Source organism: Flintibacter muris, from assembly GCF_943192995.1.
Classification (GTDB): Bacteria; Bacillota; Clostridia; order Oscillospirales; family Oscillospiraceae; genus Lawsonibacter; species Lawsonibacter muris.
The window spans coordinates 64151-82330 of record NZ_CALPCP010000007.1 but is presented as its reverse complement, the minus strand read 5'-3'; the positions used below and the strand labels follow the sequence as shown (position 1 = coordinate 82330).

Genomic DNA, 18180 nt, shown 5'->3' with positions numbered 1-18180 from the left:
TTTTTCGCCTGCATCTTTTTTTGCGACACAAGTTGGTGCGGCTGACGGGAGTCGAACCCGTACGCCCATCCGGACACAAGCACCTCAAGCTTGCCAGTCTACCAATTCCAGCACAGCCGCAAAGCGCGGCCTTTTTTAGACCGCTTGGTTATTATACTGTCATTGTGATGATTTGTCAACGGTTTTTTCAACTTTTTACAGGGTGGCTAAAGCAGGAACATAATTGGGTCAAGCGGCAATCGAAGAAACAATCCCTCCGGAAGCCTGAGTCCGGAGGGACATTTTTTATCTCTCGACGGTTTTCCCCAAAAAAATGGACAGGCCTTGATTATACTGGAAGAAACTGGAAGGGAGAGGAACAGCATGGGCGATTGGTACAGCCGGCCGGCGGCGCAGGTAATGAAGGAGCTTGAAGGACGGCCCCAGGGGCTTACGGAACGGGAGGCGGCCCAGCGTCTGGCAAGATACGGCCCCAACCAGCTTGCCCAGCCTCAGCCGCCCAGTCTGCCGGTTCGTATTCTGGGACAACTGAAGGACCCCATGATCCTGGTCCTGCTGGGGGCGGCGGCCCTATCCCTGCTGGCCAGCGGCGGGGAGGACTGGCTGGACGGGGTTATCATTTTAGTTATTGTGGTGGTCAACGGCATCATTTCCATCACCCAGGAGGACCACGCCCAGCAGGCCCTGGAGGAGCTGCGGCGCATGTCCTCCCCACAGGCCATCGTACTGCGGGAGGGCAGGCCTCACCGGGTGGCCGCCACCGCCCTGGTGCCAGGGGACGTTATTATTCTGGAGGCCGGCGACCAGGTGCCAGCCGACGCGAGGATCATGGAGTGCAGCCGCCTTCAGGCTGACGAGTCGGCCATGACCGGGGAGTCGGTACCGGTGGAGAAGCAGGCCGTTGGCTCGCTGCCGGCGGACACCCCCCTGGGGGACCGGGTAAATATGCTGATCTCAGGCACCCTCATCACCGCCGGACGGGGGACCGCCCTGGTGGTGGCCACCGGTATGGACACCCAGATGGGTCAGATCGCCGGACTGCTGCTGGCCAGCGGCGAGGGAGACACCCCCCTCCAGAGACGAATGGGGGAGATATCCAAATCCCTGTCCTTCCTGTGCCTGGCGGTGTGCGCCATGATGTTTGGGGTTGGGCTGTTTCAGGGAAAAGGAATGCTGGATATGTTTCTCACCGCCGTCTCTCTGGCGGTGGCCGCCATTCCGGAGGGGCTGCCCGCCATTGTCACCATTGTGCTGGCTTTAGGCGTCCAGCGGCTGGCGGGCCGAAACGCCATTGTGAAAAAGCTCCCCGCCGTGGAGACCCTGGGCTGTGCCGGAGTGATCTGCTCGGATAAGACGGGTACCCTCACCCAGAACCGGATGACGGTACAGCAGGTGTGGATCACCCCCGGCGCCCGGCGGCGGGACGCTATGCTGGCGGGCTGTCTGTGCTGTGACGCCCGGCTGGCCTGGAAGGCCGGGGCCCCTACCGCCTCCGGCGACCCCACCGAGGGGGCGCTGGTGGTAGCCGCCGCCCGGGACGGGGTGGACCAGACCAGGGAGCTGGAGCGCTGGCCCCGGGTAGCCGACATCCCCTTCGACTCCAACCGCAAGCTGATGACCACCATACATACCAACCCGGAGGGCGGCTGGGTGGCGTTGGTGAAGGGGGCGCCCGACGTACTGCTGGAGCGGTGCGTGGATACCCCCGGCGGACCCCTGACCCGGAGCGACCGGGCCCGGGTGCTGGCCGCCAATGAAGAGATGGCCAACAAGGCCCTGCGGGTAATCGCTGTGGCCCGAAAGGCGCTGTCTGTGCAGCCAAAAAATCCGGAGCCGGGCAATGTGGAACGAAACCTCACCTTTCTGGGCCTGTTCGGTCTGATGGACCCGCCCCGGCCCGAGGTGAAGGCGGCTGTGGCCAAGTGCCACCTGGCAGGCGTCCGTCCGGTGATGATTACCGGCGACCACCGGGCCACCGCCATTGCCGTGGCCAAGGAGCTGGATATCGCCCGCCCTGGCGACTGGTCGGTAACCGGCGCGGAGCTGGACTTTATTCCCCAGGAGGTGCTGGAGGAGGATATTGAGAAGTTTGCCGTCTTTGCCCGGGTATCCCCGGAGCACAAAATGCGCATTGTCCGGGCCTGGCAAAAGCGGGGCCAGGTGGTGGCCATGACAGGGGATGGCGTAAACGACGCCCCCGCCCTGAAAGCCGCCGACATAGGCTGCGCCATGGGCAAAACAGGCACCGACGTGGCCAAGGGGGCGGCGGATATGATCCTCACCGACGACAACTTTTCCACCATTGTCTCCGCCATTGAGGAGGGCCGGGGGATTTACTCCAACATCCGCAAGGCCATCCACTATCTGCTCTCCTGCAACATTGGGGAAATCTTTACCATCTTCGCAGCTACCCTGCTGGGGTTTGGGCAGATGCCTCTGGTACCGGTGCAGCTGCTGTGGCTCAACCTGGTGACCGATTCCCTTCCCGCCCTGGCCCTGGGAGTGGAACCGGTGGAGGAGGGCGTGATGGAGGAGGAGCCCCGGGACGCTAACGCCGGACTTTTTGACAAAAAATTCTCCTTCCGCCTGGCCTGGCAGGGGCTGATGGTGGGGGGACTGACCCTGGCGGCCTATTTTCTGGGCTTTAACCGGCTGGGAAGTCCCGGGATGGAGGGGGCGGCGGCCAACACCATGGCCTTTGCCACCCTTACTCTGTGCCAGCTGTTCCACGCCTTCAATGTCCGTAGTGAGGACCGCTCCCTGTTCGCCCAGGGTGTATTTTCCAACCCCGCTATGAACCGGGCCTTTCTAGCGGGACTGGCCATGCAGCTGTCTGTGCTGTTGATTCCGCCCCTCCAGGGGGTGTTCTCTGTCACGGCAATGTCCCCCGCCCAATGGTGTACCGTCCTGGCCCTGGCCGCCGCGCCCATCCCTATCTGCGAGTGGGCCAAGGCCGCCGACCGCAAAAAGACGGCAGAACCTGCCGAGGACGAGTTGGGCGTGAAATAATGTAAGAGCACAGCCCCACCGGCAAAGGCCTGGTGGGGCTGTTGTAGGATGGAAGCGCCCAAAGTCAGAATAGAATTTGCAGCAAGCTTCAAAATTTCTGCTGCCGAAGCTGTAGGGGGCCGCGATCCCGGCGGGCCGTTGGAAACAGCTTCCAACCAGCGGCGGGCCAAGTCGTCCCGCCCTACAAACAAAGTTAAAGTTGGATTTTCTGAACATTGATTTCCATTCACATTTTTCAAAATGATTTCCATTCACATTTTTCAAAAGCCCTTGACAAGTGAAGCCAAAGATGGTATGATAACGACTGTCTCTGAATGAAGGCAGTTCGGAGAGGTGTCCGAGTGGTTTAAGGAGCTGGTCTTGAAAACCAGTGACTCGCAAGAGCCGTGGGTTCGAATCCCACTCTCTCCGCCACGACGTTGGAGCAAGCTCTGTTTTGCTTGCTCTGACTTTTGAAAAATTAGAGCCCGGCTGTTCTGCCGCCCCTTTCATTTTGATGAGGTCAGAGAATATAAAGTTCATATACCGTTTATACTTGTAGCTATGCAGAAGTACCCAAGTGGCTATAAGGGGCTCCCCTGCTAAGGGAGTAGGCGGGTAAAACCGTGCGGGGGTTCGAATCCCCCCTTCTGCGCCAACCTGTGTCGCCAAAAAGGATGCAGGCGAAAAACACCGCGTGAAAATGCGGTGTTTTTCATTTTTCAAGAGAAAATGCCGCAAAGACTGTCAAAAAGTTGGGACTTGAAATTATTGGAAGCGTTATTTTGAAATAACGTGAAAAAGATGCAAATCGGCCCTGAATTGGCCGATTCTGAAGCTGGAGGGGGTCGAACTCTCGAGCGATGCTCAAAACCTCCAAAAACAAAGAAAATCAACCGCCCCTGACCTGTTGGAAGTAATCCAATGGGCCAGGGGCGGTTTTTTGTTTCCCATCTTACTCAGGAGGAAAATCAATATGGCATACCGAAACACATATCTTCGCATCCACACTGCGGGCTATGTTTCCCACTGGGTATACGAGACAGCCCAGGCTGCGTTTAAAGAAGAAAGCCGCCGCCGTAGTGCGCCGCATCTTCGCCATGACATTGGAAGGATACGGCCCCTATCAGATTGCTGCCCGGCTGTCTGCTGACAAAATCGAAATTCCTTCTGTTCGTCTTGCCCGGTATGGAGAAGGTGTGAACAAAAAACAAAGCTGTCAAAGACCCTTACGGATGGGGCTCATCTCTTGTCGTGCATATTCTTAAAAAACAGGAATACTTATCCTCCCCGGTTTGATAGCGGACGGGTTGATTCGGCCCATGAAATTTGGTCTGTGGGCGGGAAGGGCCGAACAGGTCGCCCCAGTTGTAGTGGATGCCGGTGCGCACGCGCCACCGGTCGCCGGTGCTCCAGGCGTAAAAATCCGGGTTACACCCGATGCCCACAAGGTCCCAGTCAATGGATAGAGCGCCCTTCCCGTCCTCAAACCGCCTTGCAAGTGTCAGATAGTCATACCAATAGCCCGGACGTTTGCGGACAAAGCCATAGATTCGGAACTGGCCGCGGTCCGCCGCCTACTCGTCATTATAGGGAAAGTTTGGAAACCGCCGGGCAGTCTGCTTCTGCCAGCCCTTTACCGCCTCAAATGTCTCCGGGTCCTCTCGCTCCAGAGTCTGGAGCCGGGGCAGAATGTGTTCCGCCAGCAGGTGCCACCGCGCAAGCCGGCGCTCCTGTGCGGGGAGAAGGGGCCGCTCCAAAGCAGGAAGGACATATCGTTGAAGCTTGTCCGCCAGCACCAACAGCGCCTGGGGCAGCCGCTTTTCTGTTTTGGTCTGATAGCGAATTGCGGCTCTGGGACCGGGGGCGGCCAGCAGGCTTGACGGCTCCGCCGGGTCCGCCGCCACCTGACCAATCAGAAAATTGGGGGCCGGACCCTGCGCACAGGTCACTCGCCACGAGGTGTGATAATAGCCGTTCCACTCATACCAGTCGGGGACGCATCCGGTGCCGATCAGATACCAGTTGATGGACAAGTCTCCCTTGCCGTCATCAAAGTAACGGTCAACCGGCAGATAGTCGTACCAGTACCCTGGACGCTCCCGGATAAAACAGTATGTCCCTCTCCAATCGCTGGAAAATTTAAAATCCGGAAAGTGTTCCGCCATCATTTTAATCAGCGGCCCCTTCACCGGAACACTGCGCACAGCCATAGCGCAGCCTCCTCCATCAATCAGGGCCGGGAAGTACTCCCCGGCCCTCTGCGTTTATTCCTGATCCTTTGCGTCTGCTGATATATGCGGCTTTCTCTCAGTCTTCCCGTTTCTTGTCCTCCAACAGCTCTTCGACCTTTTGCTTTGCTTCCTCCAGGTCTTTGCAGCCGTCAAGGACCATGCGGATCATCTTAATAATCTTATCAAACTGCTTGTCAGTCATTTGTAGTGCCTCCATATGATTCTCGCCTCACTGCTTGGGCACAGTCTTGGTGATGGTGGCCTTGGGGTCCTCGGTGTCAAAGACGGTCTTGGCGGTGGCGGCCAGGCCGGCGATTCCCTGGAGCTCGGAGGGGATGATGATCTTGGTGGCCTTGCCGTTGGCGGCAGCCATAAAGGCCTCCAGCGCCTTGATGGTGAGTACGCCCTGTCCGGGGGCGGCCTCGTTAATCAGGCGGATGGCGTCGGCGGTGGCCTGCTGTACCTTCAAAATGGCCTGGGCCTCGGCCTCGGCCTCCAGAATCTTGGCCTGCTTGGCGCCCTCGGCCTGGAGAATGGCCGCCTGCTTGGCGGCGTCGGCCCGGAGGATGGCAGACTGCTTTTCGCCCTCGGCCACCAGAATCTGAGACTGCTTCTGGCCCTCGGCCTGGAGGATGGACTCCCGGCGCTCACGCTCGGCCCGCATCTGCTTCTCCATAGATTCCTGGATATCCCGGGGAGGCATAATGTTTTTCAGCTCCACCCGGTTGACCTTGATGCCCCAGGGGTCGGTGGCCTCGTCCAGAAGGGCCCGCATTTTGGTGTTGATGTGGTCCCGGCTGGTGAGAGTCTGGTCCAGCTCCAGGTCGCCGATAATGTTGCGCAGAGTGGTGGCGGTCAGATTCTCAATGGCGGACATGGGGTTCTCGATACCGTAGGTATACAGCTTGGGGTCGGTAATCTGAAAGTAGACCACCGAGTCGATCTGCATGGTCACGTTGTCCTTGGTAATGACGGGCTGGGGGGCGAAGTCCACCACCTGCTCCTTCAGTGACACATTTTTGACAATGCGCTCCACAATAGGTACCTTGAAGTGGACGCCCGCTCCCCATACGGCGTGGAAGGTGCCCAGCCAGGTAATGACGTAGGCCCGGGACTGCGGCACGATACGGACGATACTGGCCAGCAGCGAGAACACCACAATGCCAATGACAATCACAATAAGGGTTGGAATGATGTATTCCATAATGTTATTTCCTCCTTGTTTAGTTCAATTTGTGTTTTTACAAAAGCTCTACAATGACTTTTACGCCCTCGATACGCAGCACCCGCACATTTCTCCCTGCGGGGATAACCACATCCTGGTCAGACCTGGCCGACCAGACCTGGCCCTTTACCTTCACCTGGCCCTGGGCCTGGGAGTTGTCAATGGTCTCGGTAACCAGGGCGGAGGCGCCGATCACCCGGTCAGCGTTGGTGGCAGACAGCTTGGGCCTGAGGAATTTGCCGCTCAGCGGCTTGAACAGTGCCAGTGCCAGGGCGGACACCCCCAAAAACACTGTAATTTGCAGCCAGAGCCCGGCGCCCAGGGCCGCCGCAAACAGTCCGGCCAGGGCCCCCACGGCAAACCAGACGGAGACCAGCCCCACCGTTATCGCCTCTCCTATGGCAAAGGCGATAAACGCGGCCAGCCAGAAAATTCTCATCGCAAGTCCTCCCTTCAAATTCAGTGGATACAGTTTCCCATGCTTATCATATCACACTGCCGGGAAAATTACCACCGGGCGGGCGGAATTTTATTCTTTCATTTCTGTGTCAAGGGGAGGGCAGTTCCTCCAGCGTGGCGGTGAGCCGGCGGCGGTAGGCGGCCACGGCCTCCCGCGGGCCCGTCAGGGTTACACTGCCGTTCAGCCCCAGCAGCCATCCGAAAAATTGGGGACTGATGACCACCGGCAGCGTAACGGTAAAGTGCTCCTCGCCGTCGGGCACCAGGATCACGTCCTGACCGAAGCGGTCCCACACAAGGCTGGCCTTGTCCCGCCTGCCCCGGAGGGTGACCTGCATCTCCTGTCCGCTGTACATGCCAAAGTGCTTCTGGCCATACTCGGCCAGCTGAAAGTTGGGGTACTTGTCCCGCCCCTCCCGGTCCAGACCGGTGACCACGATCTCGGTCATCTTGTCCACCCGGTAGTGGCGCAGCTCCTGATGGGCGTGTTCAAAGGCCACCAGATAGTAGTTTTCGCTGTTCCAGATCAGGCCGTAGGGTGAGACCACATACCGTTTTCCCTCCTGACGGAACACCTTTTTCCGGGCGATATCGTAGTCAAAATACTTAAATGTGATGGCCTTCTGCCCCGCAATGGCGGCGTGGAGCTTGTCCACATTGTAGTAAATGCTCTCGTTCATCACCTTGATGCGGCCGGAGACGTAAACCTGCCGCTGGAGCTGGCCCGCCTGGTGGACGCTGGCCAGTCCCTCAAGCTTTCGGATCAGAGCGTCGCTCTTCTTCTGGGTGATAAAGCGGGAGGACTGCACCGCGTCCATGAGCAGCTTGACCTCGGGCAGTTCAAAGTCCCGGTCCCCCACAAACCAGCCGGGGACCTTGCCCTTTCGGGACTGAATGTCCAGCCCAAACAGGCGCAGGGCCTCCAGGTCGTCATAGATGCTTTTGCGCTCGGCCTTGATATCATTCCGGGCCAGCTCCTCAATAATCTGGGGCACGGTGAGGGGGTGGTCCTCGTCGGTCTGCCGCAGGAGCAGGCGGTAGAGATAGAGCAGTTTTGTCTTTTGATTGCCGCTTTTTGACATAGTCGGTATCCTCCTTTCCGGGTTTCACGCCCCAGCATAGCAGATATGTTGTCCCATAAAACGGACTTTTCAAGCAGGGGCCGCCGCCCTCGGCGGCCCGCTGTTCCTTTTTGGGGAACCTTCGTCAGCTCCACCCCTCCCAAACCTGAGGGCAGAAGCCCACGGTGGCCTGTCTGCCGTTGCGGACCACAGGGGTGCGCAGAAGGGAGGGGTCCTCAAAGAGCTTTTCCAGCTTGGCCTGGTCAGACGCCAGGTAAGATACCAGCGCCGCGTCCGGGTGCCTGGGGTCCACCATGGCCTCCAGCCCCACCGCGTTTTTCACGCTGGTCAGCTCCCCCAAGCTCATCCCCTGTTTTTTTAAGTCCACCGCCTGGAATTTCACCCGCCGCTCCTTGAACCACCGCTCCGCCTTTTTGGTGTCGAAGCACTTGCTTTTCCCAAAAATCTGGATATTCATGTCTCTTCTCCTCTCGTCAAAGCACTTCAAATCTCGCCGCAGAAAGCCGCGTAAGCGGCCTGGATTTGGACTTCATAGGCGGCATTTGCGTTTTTTCAAGTGTGATGACTATATCACCGGTCATTCTTCCAGCAGTATACCATATTTTGTTACTGCAGACAAGATTGAAAGAGGCTGTCCCGAGCCATACTAACCACCATGAAACGACGGAAGGATGGCGAACTGTTTGAAAGCTGTCATAATGGCGGGCGGGGAGGGCACCCGGCTGCGGCCCCTGTCCCTGGGCAGTCCCAAGCCTATGACCCCTCTGCTGGGCCGGCCGGTGATGGAGCACATCATCAATCTGCTGAAAAACCATAAAATCACGGACATCTGCGTCACACTGTGCTACAAGCCCCAGGCGGTGATGGACTATTTCGGCGGCGGGGAACAGCTGGGCGTGCGGCTGACCTACTTTGTGGAGGATGAGCCCCTGGGAACGGCGGGCAGCGTGAAAAACTGCATGTCCCACTTGGGGCGGGAGGACTTTTTGGTTATCAGCGGGGACTGCGTCTGCGACCTGGACCTGTCCCAGCTGGTGCAGTTCCACCGGGAGCGGAAGGCCCAGGCCACCCTGGGCCTGTACCGCCACCCCAACCCCCTGGAGTATGGGCTGGTCCTCACCGGCGGGGATGGCCAGGTGGAACGCTTTGTGGAAAAACCGGGCTGGGGCCAGGTGTTTACCGATCAGATTAACACCGGTATCTATGTTCTGTCCCCCGCCGCCATGGACCGGGTGCCTAAGGACACAGTGTGGGACTTTGGCAAGGACCTGTTTCCCGCCCTGCTCCGGGAGGGGGCGCCCCTCTGCGGCCTGCCTCTGGAGGGCTACTGGTGCGATATGGGGGACTGCAAAGCCTATTTGGACTGCGTCTGCGACGCCCTGTCCGGCAAAGTGAAGCTGGATATGGGTCTGCCCAAGCGGGAGGGGGGCGTCTGGTCTGCCCGCCCTCTGCCCAAGGGGCTGAACCTGGTGCCCCCCTGCTGGATCGGCGAAGGGGTGTCTTTGGGGGAGGGCTGTCTTGTGGGCCCCCACACCGTGCTGGACCGGGGAGCCCGAGTGGGCGGCCGGGCCATGGTTCAGCGGTCCATTTTGCTGGAAGACGCCTCCGCCGGTTCCCGAACCACCCTCTACGGGGCCATCCTGTGCAAAAATGCCTCCACCCAAAAGGGGGCCGTTCTCAACGAAGGGGCGGTTTTGGGGGAGAACGCCCTGGCCGAGGAGGGGTGCACCCTGCTGGAGCGGGTCAAGCTGTGGCCCGGACAGACCGCCCCTGCCGCCTGCCGTCTGGCCCGCTCCATCACCAGCGGAAGCCAGAAGGGGGTGCTGCGCTTTGGGGACAGCGGGACCATCCGTGGTATCCTGGGGGAGGACATGGGCCCGGAGGCCCTGCTCACCCTGGGCAGTATTCTGGGGGCGGAGGGCCAGGTGGGCCTGGGCTGCTCCCCCACCCCCGGAGCCGGGATGCTGGCCAGGGCGGCTGCGGTGGGGGTCGCCGCCGCCGGCGGCGAGGCGCTGACCCACTCCCTTGCCAGCCCTGTCCAGGGGGCGGGACTGGCCGTCTTTCAGCAGCTGCCCGTCTCCCTCTTTGTGGAGGAGAGCGGAAATACTGTTTACCTCCATCTCTTTGATCGAAACGGCCTGCCCCTGGGCCGGACCAGGGAGCGGAAGCTGGAGCACGCTCTTCTCCAGGGGGAGGTCCGCCGCACCCGTGGGGACAAGGTGGGCCGGCTGCGCCAGCTGGAGTATTCCCAAGAGCAGTGGGCCAAGGGGGTGGCGGAGCTTGCCGGACTGCGCCGTCCCGCCCTGCGGCGGGCGGTGGCGGCGGTGGGTGAGTCCACCCCGGAGGACCGGGCCCTTCGGGCGGCGCTGGCCGCCCTGGGGTGCAGGCTGGAGCGGGAGTGGCGCCCCGGCATCCCCGCCTTCCACGCCCAGCGGGGGGGCTTCTCCCTCACCGCCCAGGACGAACAGGGGGCCATGGTGGACCCGGGCCAGCTGCTCACCCTGCTTGCCCTGATTGAGATGGAAAACGGCTCGGGAAAGGTGGCCGTTCCCGCCGCGGCCAGCGCGGCCATTGAACTGGTGGCCGCCGGCTATGGCGGCACCGTTCTGCGCCTGGACCGGGACGGGGACCAGGCTCGGGAGCTGTACGCCGCCCAGCCCTGGCTGCGTCAGGCCCCGGCGGCGGCGGTCCGCATCTGCGCCCGGATGGCTATCTCCGGACAGAAGCTGGAGACGCTGGTGTCCAAAACGCCCCGCTTCTCCTCCTGGCGGCGGGAGGTGCCCCTGTCCTCCGACCGGGGGCGGGTTATGCAGGCCCTGGCCCGGGAGCAGTCCCGCAAGCCCTCCGGGGAGGGACTGCGCATGCGCACCGGCAGCGGCTGGGTCTATCTGACCCCCATTGCCCGCCGGTCCGCCCTGCGCATTACCGCCGAGGGCCCCGACCTGGAGCTGGCCGCCGAGCTGTGCGACTTCTACGCCGACCGGGCGGCGGAGCTTGACCGGGCCATTTCTGAACAATGTGTACAAGATGAGGACACACAGCCCTGATTTTGTTCTTTAGAAACGCATAGTATACTTTTGTGGAAATGTGTGGTATACTATAAATAATTTCCAGTATTGTCTCCCTGCAGGGGCGGTCTGCGGCCGCCTGCTGACAGGCAGAATAATACAGGCGGCCGCAGGCCGCTCCTACACCTGATTTAAACGCCGAATGGGGCCGGAAGGCCAAACCTTCCGCCCCGGCGTCTAAATATATCCCTCTGGCCCCACCCGTAACGCAGACGGGGACCGGCCCGGGGAATCGTACGGCAGATATCCATTGGAAGGCGAAGGGACCGCGTACCCAAACCGGCGAGGCAGGGCCGGAGCGGGGCAGTTCTTCGTCTGATTGTGTATGGATTTTTCTGTCGGGATACATCAAACAAGAGTAAAAAGGAGTTATCATGGCAGAAAAACTGAAAATTATTTCCCTTGGCGGTCTTAACGAGATCGGCAAAAACCTTACTGTCTACGAGTACGGCGGCGACATCATTGTGGTGGACTGCGGCATGGGCTTTCCGGATGACGACATGTACGGCATCGACGTGGTTATCCCGGATGTGAGCTATCTGATTAAAAATCAGAACAAGATCCGGGGCATCTTCATCACCCACGGCCACGAGGACCACATTGGGGCTCTGCCCTATGTGCTGCGGTCGGTCAACGCCCCTATCTACGCCACCCGCATGTCCGCCGGCCTTATCAAGCTGAAGCTGGAGGAGCACCGCCTGCTGGACCGCACCAAGCTCATCACCTGTGAGTCGGGCCAGGTGGTCAAGGCGGGGCGGTTTACTGTGGAGTTCATCCATGTGAACCACTCCATTGCCGACGCGGTGGCCTTTGCCATCAAGTGCCCGATAGGCACCTGCGTCCACACCGGCGACTTTAAGATTGACGCCACCCCCATTCAGGGGGGCATGATGGACCTTGCCCGGCTGGGCGAGCTGGGCAAGGAGGGGGTGCTGGCCCTGCTGGCCGACTCCACCAATGTGGAGCGCTCCGGCTATACCCGGTCTGAGCGCAGCGTGGGGTCCTCCTTCGACTCCCTGTTCCGGGGGTGCGAGGAGCGGATCATTGTCACCACCTTCGCCTCCAACGTGGACCGCATCCAGCAGGTGATCGACGTGGCCGCCCGGTATGGGCGCAGGGTGGCTGTAACCGGCAGGTCCATGGAAAACGTGATGAAGGTGTCCGCCGAGCTGGGCTATATGAACATCCCGGACGGCATCCTCATGGACCTGAACCACATCAAATCCCTGCCCAAGAACCGGGTGTGCATCATCACCACCGGAAGCCAGGGGGAGACCATGTCCGCCCTGACCCGTATGGCCTTTAATACCCACCGCCAGGTGGACCTGCTCCCCGGTGATCGGGTGATTATCTCCGCCTCCGCCATCCCAGGCAACGAAAACGCCATTGGCAATGTGGTCAACGAGCTGTACCGCAAGGGCGTGGAGGTGATGAACGAGCGGGACCTGGCCCTCCACGTGTCCGGCCACGCCTGCCAGGAGGAGCTGAAAATTGTCCACGCCCTGGTCAAGCCCAAATTCTTTGTCCCCGTCCACGGGGAGCAGCGGATGCTGCAAATTCACGCCAAGCTGGCCCGGGAGATGGGCATGGAGCCCAACCACATTCTCATCAGCGAAATTGGCCGGGTGATGGAGTTTACCCATAACTCCGCCAGGCTGGCTGGGACAGTGACCGCCGGGCAGGTCTTTGTGGACGGCTACGGCGTGGGTGATGTGGGCAGCGTGGTGCTGCGGGACCGCCGGCACCTGGCCGAAGACGGTATGATTGTGGTGGCCCTGTCCATGTCCGGGGAGAACGGAGCTCTGATCTCCGGGCCGGACATCATTACAAGGGGTTTTGTCTATGTGAAGGAGTCTGAGGGGCTGCTGGAAGAACTGCGTCAGGTAGCCCTGGAGGCCATCCGGGATGTGGACACCCGCTACAACACCGACTGGTCCGCCATCAAGGGTGCCATCAAGGCCGGCCTGTCCGGCTACCTCTACAAAAAGACAAAACGCTCCCCCATGATCCTGCCTGTAATCATGGAGGTATAAAAAAGCCTCCCTCACAGAGGGAGGCGGCACGGCGAAGCCGTGACGGAGAGAGTTTTGCCGGAAAAGGTATAAAGCCGCCGGTTAACTCCCTCAGTCACCGCCTGGGGCGGCGGCAGCGCCCTCCGGGAGGGAGCCTGAAAAGACTTTTTGATATACTGAGAAGTGCAGGGACCTCGAGTATTTGAGGTCCCTGCACTTTTGTTTTATTCTTCGGCGGCCTCCGCCATGGCCAGGTACATCTCCTCACACTTGCGCTGGGCCTCCACCAAAATGTTGATGGCCTCCTCACTGGCCCGGACCATGGTATAGTACATCTCTTTGTAATCCTCCATGGGACTACCCCTTCCCAGAGGCAGCACAAGGCCGCCTCCCTGTTTTCTCAACGGTTCTGCCTGCGGAGGGAGTACACAGGAGAAGAGGTGAAGCTCCCTCCACAGGTTTTCCCGCTGAGACAAACAAAAGCGGCGCAGGATACTCTATCCCACACCGCATATTTCAAGACACAAGCTCATAAAACCCTTGAAAAAAAGAGAAACCTGGGTTATAATGTGAGCTGGTGCAGCAATGCTGTTGTGTGGGTGGTTGGAGCACTCGCACAGGGGCGCAGGGGGGCTAGCCCCTGCGTCCTGCCCTTTTATTTGCCTCATGAGACTACTATAGCATATTTTGTCAAAAGGTTCAAGGTATTTTTTTCAAAAGACAAGTTTCCTTCTGCCTGTAGGGGCGGCCTTTGGCCGCCTGCTTTCATGGGCGGGCCTGTCTGTTTCCGCGGGCGGCCGCAGGCCGCCCCTGCAGTAAGAAAGCCTCCCTCAGAGAGGGAGCCAAAAAGGACAATCGGAAATTTTTTGACACGCTGAAAGCCCCGAAGAGCATTGCTCTCCGGGGCTTTGGCGGTTAATCCTTCTCAATATCCATCATTTTGTCCACCCGGCGCTGGTGTCTTCCGCCCTCAAATCCGGTGTTTAGAAAGACATCCACAATGCGCTCAGCCACCATGGGCCCTGTGATCCCCGCGCCCAGAGCCAGCATGTTGGCGTTGTTGTGGCGGCGGGTCAGCTCGGCGGACAGGATATCGCCGCACAGGGCGCAGCGGATACCCTTTACCTTGTTGGCGGAGATGGAAATTCCGATTCCGGTGGTGCAGATCACAATGCCCATCTCGCACTGCCCGCTGGCCACCGCCTGGGCGGCGGGCACGGCAAAGTCCGGATAATCGCAGCTGTCGGCGCTGTTGGTGCCAAAGTCCTCGCAGGTGATGCCCTTGGCGGCCAGGTAGGCCTTTAGGTGCTCCTTGAGCTGGTAGCCGCCGTGGTCAGACGCGATCGCGATCATAAAAAATGTTCCTCCCATCCAATAGGCCCGGGGGCCGTTCTTTCTTTCTATTGTAGCTCTTTTTCCTCCATTTTTCAAGGGACGGGAAAATTTTTGCCGGCCATGTATAACCAACCCTCCAACTGTCCAAAATAGGCTTCGGAGGTGGTTTTTTGAAAAACCGGAGCTTTTTAAACAAGCTGGGCGATTTTGCCATGGGAAAGGGCTTTTACATAGTCCTGTTCCTGTGCATCGCCACCATAGGAATTTCGGGCTATTATCTGCTGAAAACTGTTGTCAACGACACCCGCGCCGCGGCGCCCGTGGGGGGAGACGCCTCTGTGACCATTCCGGACCAGAGCGCGGCCAAGCCTTCTGTCCCCACTCCCAGCGCCAAGGACGACACTCCTGTTACACCCGCACCCTCCACAAGCAAACCCCAGTCAGCCTCTCAGCCGGACGATCCGGCCCCCGTGAAGGACACAACCCCTGAACCGGATACTCAGAACAGCAAGGAGACCATCTCCAAGGTGTTCACCTGGCCGGTGCAGGGCACCGTACTGCGGGATTTCAGCGTGGAAACCCTGTCTTTTGATCCCACCCTTGGGGACTGGCGCACCCATGGCGGACTGGATATCGCCGCCGCCCAGGGGGTAAAGGTGCTGTCCATCAGCGCCGGCACCGTGGAACAGGTGTATACCGACGGCCTTATGGGCACCACCGTAGTGGTCAACCACGGCGGCGGGCTCCAGTCCTGGTACTGCAACCTGGCTGAGGATGTGATGGTAGAGGTTGGAGATTCGGTAGACATCGGCGGCGAGCTGGGCACCGTGGGCTCCTCCGCCATCGCCGAGGTGGGAGTGAGCTCCCATGTCCACCTGGAGACCCTCCTCAACGGCCAGCCGGTGGACCCCAGAGATTATCTCAAATGAAGAAAGGCCCCCTTTCATCAGGGGGCCTTTCAAATTGTCAAAAAGCCTCCTTTCATCAGGGGGCTTTCAGCGTGTCCAGAATATTTTGGGCAAAACCCTCCAGCCGCTGTGCAATCCCGGGCAGGGCCAGGGCCTGGCCGGGGTTGTTGGCCGTTTCGATCAGGGCAAAGTTTTGGGGCAGATAGAAGGACTTGTTCATGTTCATAGCGGCAATCACCTGCCGGGCCACCACGTCCCCGCCGGAGTAGCCTGACACCACGATAGCAAAGACAGCCTTGTCATAAAACCGGGTTTGGCGGAACAGGGCGGTAAGCCGGTTGATAAAGGCGGTGAGGTTGGCGGACAAAGCGTCGTTGTAATTGGGACACAACAGCACCAGGGCGTCCGCCGCCCGGACGGCGGGGTAGACCTCATCCCGCATCACGCCGCCGTAGAAGCAGCCCCCCTGCTCGCCGAAGTGGAGGCACATGGTATAGGGACAGCCGGAGCAGTCGGACAAGGTGCCGTTGCGTAGGCCGATCTCATGGACGGCACACTGTCCCTCCAGCTTCTCCCGCACCCGGGCCCACAGGTCCATGGTGTTGGAGGTGTGGTGGCTGGAGGCGTGGAGGACCAGCACCTCGGGCCGCTCCTTTTTCAGGAAACATTCCGTCTCTGCCCGTTGCGTCAGCTCGGCGGCGGCGTGGCGGTAGGCCCCCATCCGGCCGGTGTTCAGGTTTTTGGCCTGTACCTCAAAGTTGGCCAGAGAACCGGTGGCCTCCACCAGGGGCCGCCCCACCAGGGCGCAGCCCGCCAGGTTCAGGGCCAGAGCGGCCTCAGCGGCGGCGGATTTGGTGTACAGCTCTCCCGCCCCGTCTACAATCAGGCCGCCGGTGCAGCCCTGAAGAAGCCCCGGCTCCCTCCGCAGCCGGGAGAGCATGCGTATGTATTCCACATTAACGCCCGTATCCCCCAAAGCCAGGGCCAGCAGCAACCGCTTCCCCTCCAGGCCAGTCAACTCCTCCGCTGTGCGCAGAACACAAACCTCCCGCCCGGCCAGGGCGCACTTTAAAACGCCGTCCAGCCGCTGGCCCGCCCAGCCGGAGTCGGGGGCGGGATAGAGCAAAACAAGGGACATGATTTCTGCCTCCCTACTGTTTACAAACCAAAATTTCCACTTCTGTGCCGGCAAATACCTCCTGGATCATTTCCGACACCTTTTCCCACTCCAGCCGGTCCAGCCCGCAGCCGATGACCGGCATCGCCACCCGGCGGATGTCCTTTTCCCCGCACAGCGCCTTCATACACTCCAGCGCCCCCCGCAGGCTGTTGTAGGTGGGCTTTTGGAAATATCGCTCCTTGGTAATCAGGTTAAAGACGCGCCCGGCCAGGATACAGCCGGAGCGTTTTTTCTCCGCCTGCCACCGGGCGAGATAGTCCGGATAGTGGTCCTTCAGCTTCCGTTTCATGTCAAACCGCCTGTTGAACTCCACAGCGATGCCCTTTCCCAGCGCAAAGTCCGCACTGATACAATGGGCCAAATAGTAGTCCTCCGGAACGGAAAACAGGTCCCGTTTTTCTTCTCTGAACTCCATAAAGCAGCCTCCTGTAAACAACGGCGTTATAGGATGGTTTTCAAATGCTCCGCCGCCTCCCGGATGTGGCCAAAAAGCTGGTCCGGGATATGGGGCAGCAGCTCGGTCTCCACTCCGGCGGGGGTGTAGCGGTTCTTCACGCCCATGTACACCCCGTCCAGGAAGACCGATCCGCAGTGCCACGCCCCCCGGAGGGTGAGCAGCAGCGACAGCGCCCCGGAGGACAGGGCCGGGGCCACGTAGGGCTTAAAGCCGATCTCCCGCATTTTCAGGTTGGCGGTAACGGTGAGCTGGGTCAGCTCCCGGGAGATCTCCTCGTCGTAGTTCTGGATGGAGTTGGCAACCCACAGCCCTGTGCCGTGGGGGCCGTAGGAGCGTCCCTCGGTGAGGAAGGAGGCCAGCCTGGGGTCCCGCCTGGCAAAGTAGGCCGCCCGGGCGTTCATCACTCCCAGGCCAAAGCCCTGGACCTGCTCAGGCCGCAGGCCCTGGCCGTCCCAGGCGCCGTTCCCGTCCTTGTTGCTCTCCAGATAGGCGGTCTTGGCCAGGGGGTCCACCGGATCGGACACAGCGCACCACAGCCCCTGAAAGTCCTTTTCCCGGGCCAGCTTGGCGTAGTGCTTCACAATGCCCGCGTTGGCCTCAAACTGGGCCATGCGCACATCCTTCACCTGGGAGCCCACCGGCGGGATGCCCTTGGAGGCCACAAAGACGAACATGTCGCAGTCAAAGAGGTTTTCCTGGGAAATAACCTCCACCTCGGGGAAGACGTTGTAGTCCCAGGGCAGATTGATCTGGCCCATCTCAAACTCCCACCGGGCGGTGATTTGCTCGGACAGGTCACAGATGCCAATGGAGGAGATCACATCTCCCCCCAGCAGCTTCAGGCCGGTGAGGAGGGTGGAGCCCACATCCCCGATAGCGACGATGTTCACCCGCTTTTTCCCCGAGCTGGGGGACCATTTGACCAGCTTCTCCCAGCCGGGGCGGCTGATGTTGACGGCGGTGACCCTGCCGTCCTCCACGGCCCGGGCAATTCGCTCGTCCACCTGGACCTGGGCCAGGCGGGAGGCGTCCAGCGCCTCCAGGCCGTGTCCGGCCCCTGTCAGCTGGCCGAGATGGGTGACCTTGAAGGAGGCCCGGCCCAGCACCGGGTCGCCGGGAACGGCGGCGAACAGACGCCAGCTGTTGGAGGGCTCCGCCTCAGGCCCCAAGCCCTCCAGCGGGATCAGGGAGACCAGGGTTGCGCCGTTAAAATTGTAATAATACATGATAAT

15 protein-coding genes, 3 tRNA genes and 1 pseudogene are annotated in these 18180 nt (G+C 60.3%); 7 read left to right on the top strand and 12 right to left on the bottom strand.

The features are described from left to right. Positions 1-33: 33 nt before the first annotated feature. A tRNA-Leu gene (locus NFS22_RS08290) sits at positions 34-120 on the bottom strand. A gap of 243 nt (positions 121-363) precedes the next feature. Here NFS22_RS08290 and NFS22_RS08285 point away from each other — a divergent pair. The 4 genes and pseudogenes from NFS22_RS08285 to NFS22_RS08270 all read left to right on the top strand — a co-directional run. Next, positions 364-3009, top strand: a complete 2646-nt coding sequence (locus NFS22_RS08285; RefSeq protein WP_277614757.1) for a cation-translocating P-type ATPase — start codon at positions 364-366, stop codon at positions 3007-3009. Positions 3010-3336: 327 nt separating this feature from the next. Then, positions 3337-3423 (top strand) — tRNA-Ser (locus NFS22_RS08280). A 131-nt stretch (positions 3424-3554) separates the two neighbouring features. Then, positions 3555-3646 (top strand) — tRNA-Ser (locus NFS22_RS08275). A gap of 406 nt (positions 3647-4052) precedes the next feature. Next, positions 4053-4284 (top strand): annotated as a pseudogene (locus NFS22_RS08270) (recombinase family protein); the annotation flags it as partial. 281 nt (positions 4285-4565) lie between these two features. Here NFS22_RS08270 and NFS22_RS08265 read toward each other — a convergent pair. From NFS22_RS08265 to NFS22_RS08245, 6 genes are all read right to left on the bottom strand, one after another. Beyond that, on the bottom strand, positions 4566-5201 hold the full coding sequence (locus NFS22_RS08265) for a hypothetical protein (RefSeq protein WP_251317246.1): 636 nt from the start codon (positions 5199-5201) through the stop codon (positions 4566-4568). 97 nt (positions 5202-5298) lie between these two features. Further along, entirely contained in the window at positions 5299-5424 is a 126-nt protein-coding gene (locus tag NFS22_RS23710; protein WP_277614756.1) for a hypothetical protein, read from the bottom strand. Between the two features lie 27 nt (positions 5425-5451). Beyond that, positions 5452-6426 (bottom strand): SPFH domain-containing protein, encoded by a 975-nt coding sequence (locus tag NFS22_RS08260; protein WP_251317245.1) that lies wholly within the window; start codon positions 6424-6426, stop codon positions 5452-5454. 37 nt (positions 6427-6463) lie between these two features. Beyond that, complete coding sequence (locus tag NFS22_RS08255; protein WP_251317244.1) at positions 6464-6886, bottom strand: NfeD family protein; 423 nt, start codon at positions 6884-6886, stop codon at positions 6464-6466. A 109-nt stretch (positions 6887-6995) separates the two neighbouring features. After that, entirely contained in the window at positions 6996-7988 is a 993-nt protein-coding gene (locus NFS22_RS08250) for a helix-turn-helix transcriptional regulator (protein WP_251317243.1), read from the bottom strand. 124 nt (positions 7989-8112) lie between these two features. Then, the gene (locus NFS22_RS08245; RefSeq protein WP_251317241.1) at positions 8113-8445 is read right to left on the bottom strand and encodes an arsenate reductase family protein; all 333 of its coding nucleotides are present in this window, start codon (positions 8443-8445) and stop codon (positions 8113-8115) included. Positions 8446-8671: 226 nt separating this feature from the next. Between NFS22_RS08245 and NFS22_RS08240 the strand changes: the two genes are divergently transcribed. Together NFS22_RS08240 and NFS22_RS08235 are read left to right on the top strand one after the other, a co-directional pair. Further along, positions 8672-11035 (top strand): sugar phosphate nucleotidyltransferase, encoded by a 2364-nt coding sequence (locus NFS22_RS08240; protein WP_251317240.1) that lies wholly within the window; start codon positions 8672-8674, stop codon positions 11033-11035. 395 nt (positions 11036-11430) lie between these two features. Then, positions 11431-13089 (top strand): ribonuclease J, encoded by a 1659-nt coding sequence (locus tag NFS22_RS08235; protein ID WP_251317239.1) that lies wholly within the window; start codon positions 11431-11433, stop codon positions 13087-13089. A 203-nt stretch (positions 13090-13292) separates the two neighbouring features. Here the strand turns inward: NFS22_RS08235 and NFS22_RS23705 are convergent, their stop codons facing one another. Together NFS22_RS23705 and rpiB are read right to left on the bottom strand one after the other, a co-directional pair. After that, the gene (locus tag NFS22_RS23705; protein WP_277614755.1) at positions 13293-13421 is read right to left on the bottom strand and encodes a hypothetical protein; all 129 of its coding nucleotides are present in this window, start codon (positions 13419-13421) and stop codon (positions 13293-13295) included. A gap of 562 nt (positions 13422-13983) precedes the next feature. Then, on the bottom strand, positions 13984-14421 hold the full coding sequence (gene rpiB, locus NFS22_RS08230) for a ribose 5-phosphate isomerase B (RefSeq protein WP_251317238.1): 438 nt from the start codon (positions 14419-14421) through the stop codon (positions 13984-13986). 152 nt (positions 14422-14573) lie between these two features. On the opposite strand from rpiB, the gene NFS22_RS08225 reads away from it, so the two are divergent. Continuing rightward, positions 14574-15332: a M23 family metallopeptidase gene (locus NFS22_RS08225; RefSeq protein WP_251317237.1), complete on the top strand. Its 759-nt coding sequence runs from the start codon at positions 14574-14576 to the stop codon at positions 15330-15332. Between the two features lie 55 nt (positions 15333-15387). Here the strand turns inward: NFS22_RS08225 and NFS22_RS08220 are convergent, their stop codons facing one another. Genes NFS22_RS08220 through NFS22_RS08210 form a run of 3 tightly spaced genes read right to left on the bottom strand, consistent with a single transcriptional unit; the run spans position 15388 to position 18174 of the window. After that, positions 15388-16449 carry a flavodoxin family protein gene (locus tag NFS22_RS08220; protein WP_251317236.1) on the bottom strand — a complete coding sequence of 354 codons (1062 nt, stop codon included), beginning with the start codon at positions 16447-16449 and terminating at the stop codon, positions 15388-15390. Positions 16450-16462: 13 nt separating this feature from the next. Then, positions 16463-16906, bottom strand: coding sequence for a macro domain-containing protein (locus NFS22_RS08215; RefSeq protein ID WP_251317235.1), 444 nt, complete (start codon positions 16904-16906; stop codon positions 16463-16465). A gap of 26 nt (positions 16907-16932) precedes the next feature. Beyond that, entirely contained in the window at positions 16933-18174 is a 1242-nt protein-coding gene (locus NFS22_RS08210) for a Rossmann-fold NAD(P)-binding domain-containing protein (protein WP_251317234.1), read from the bottom strand. Positions 18175-18180 lie beyond the last annotated feature (6 nt).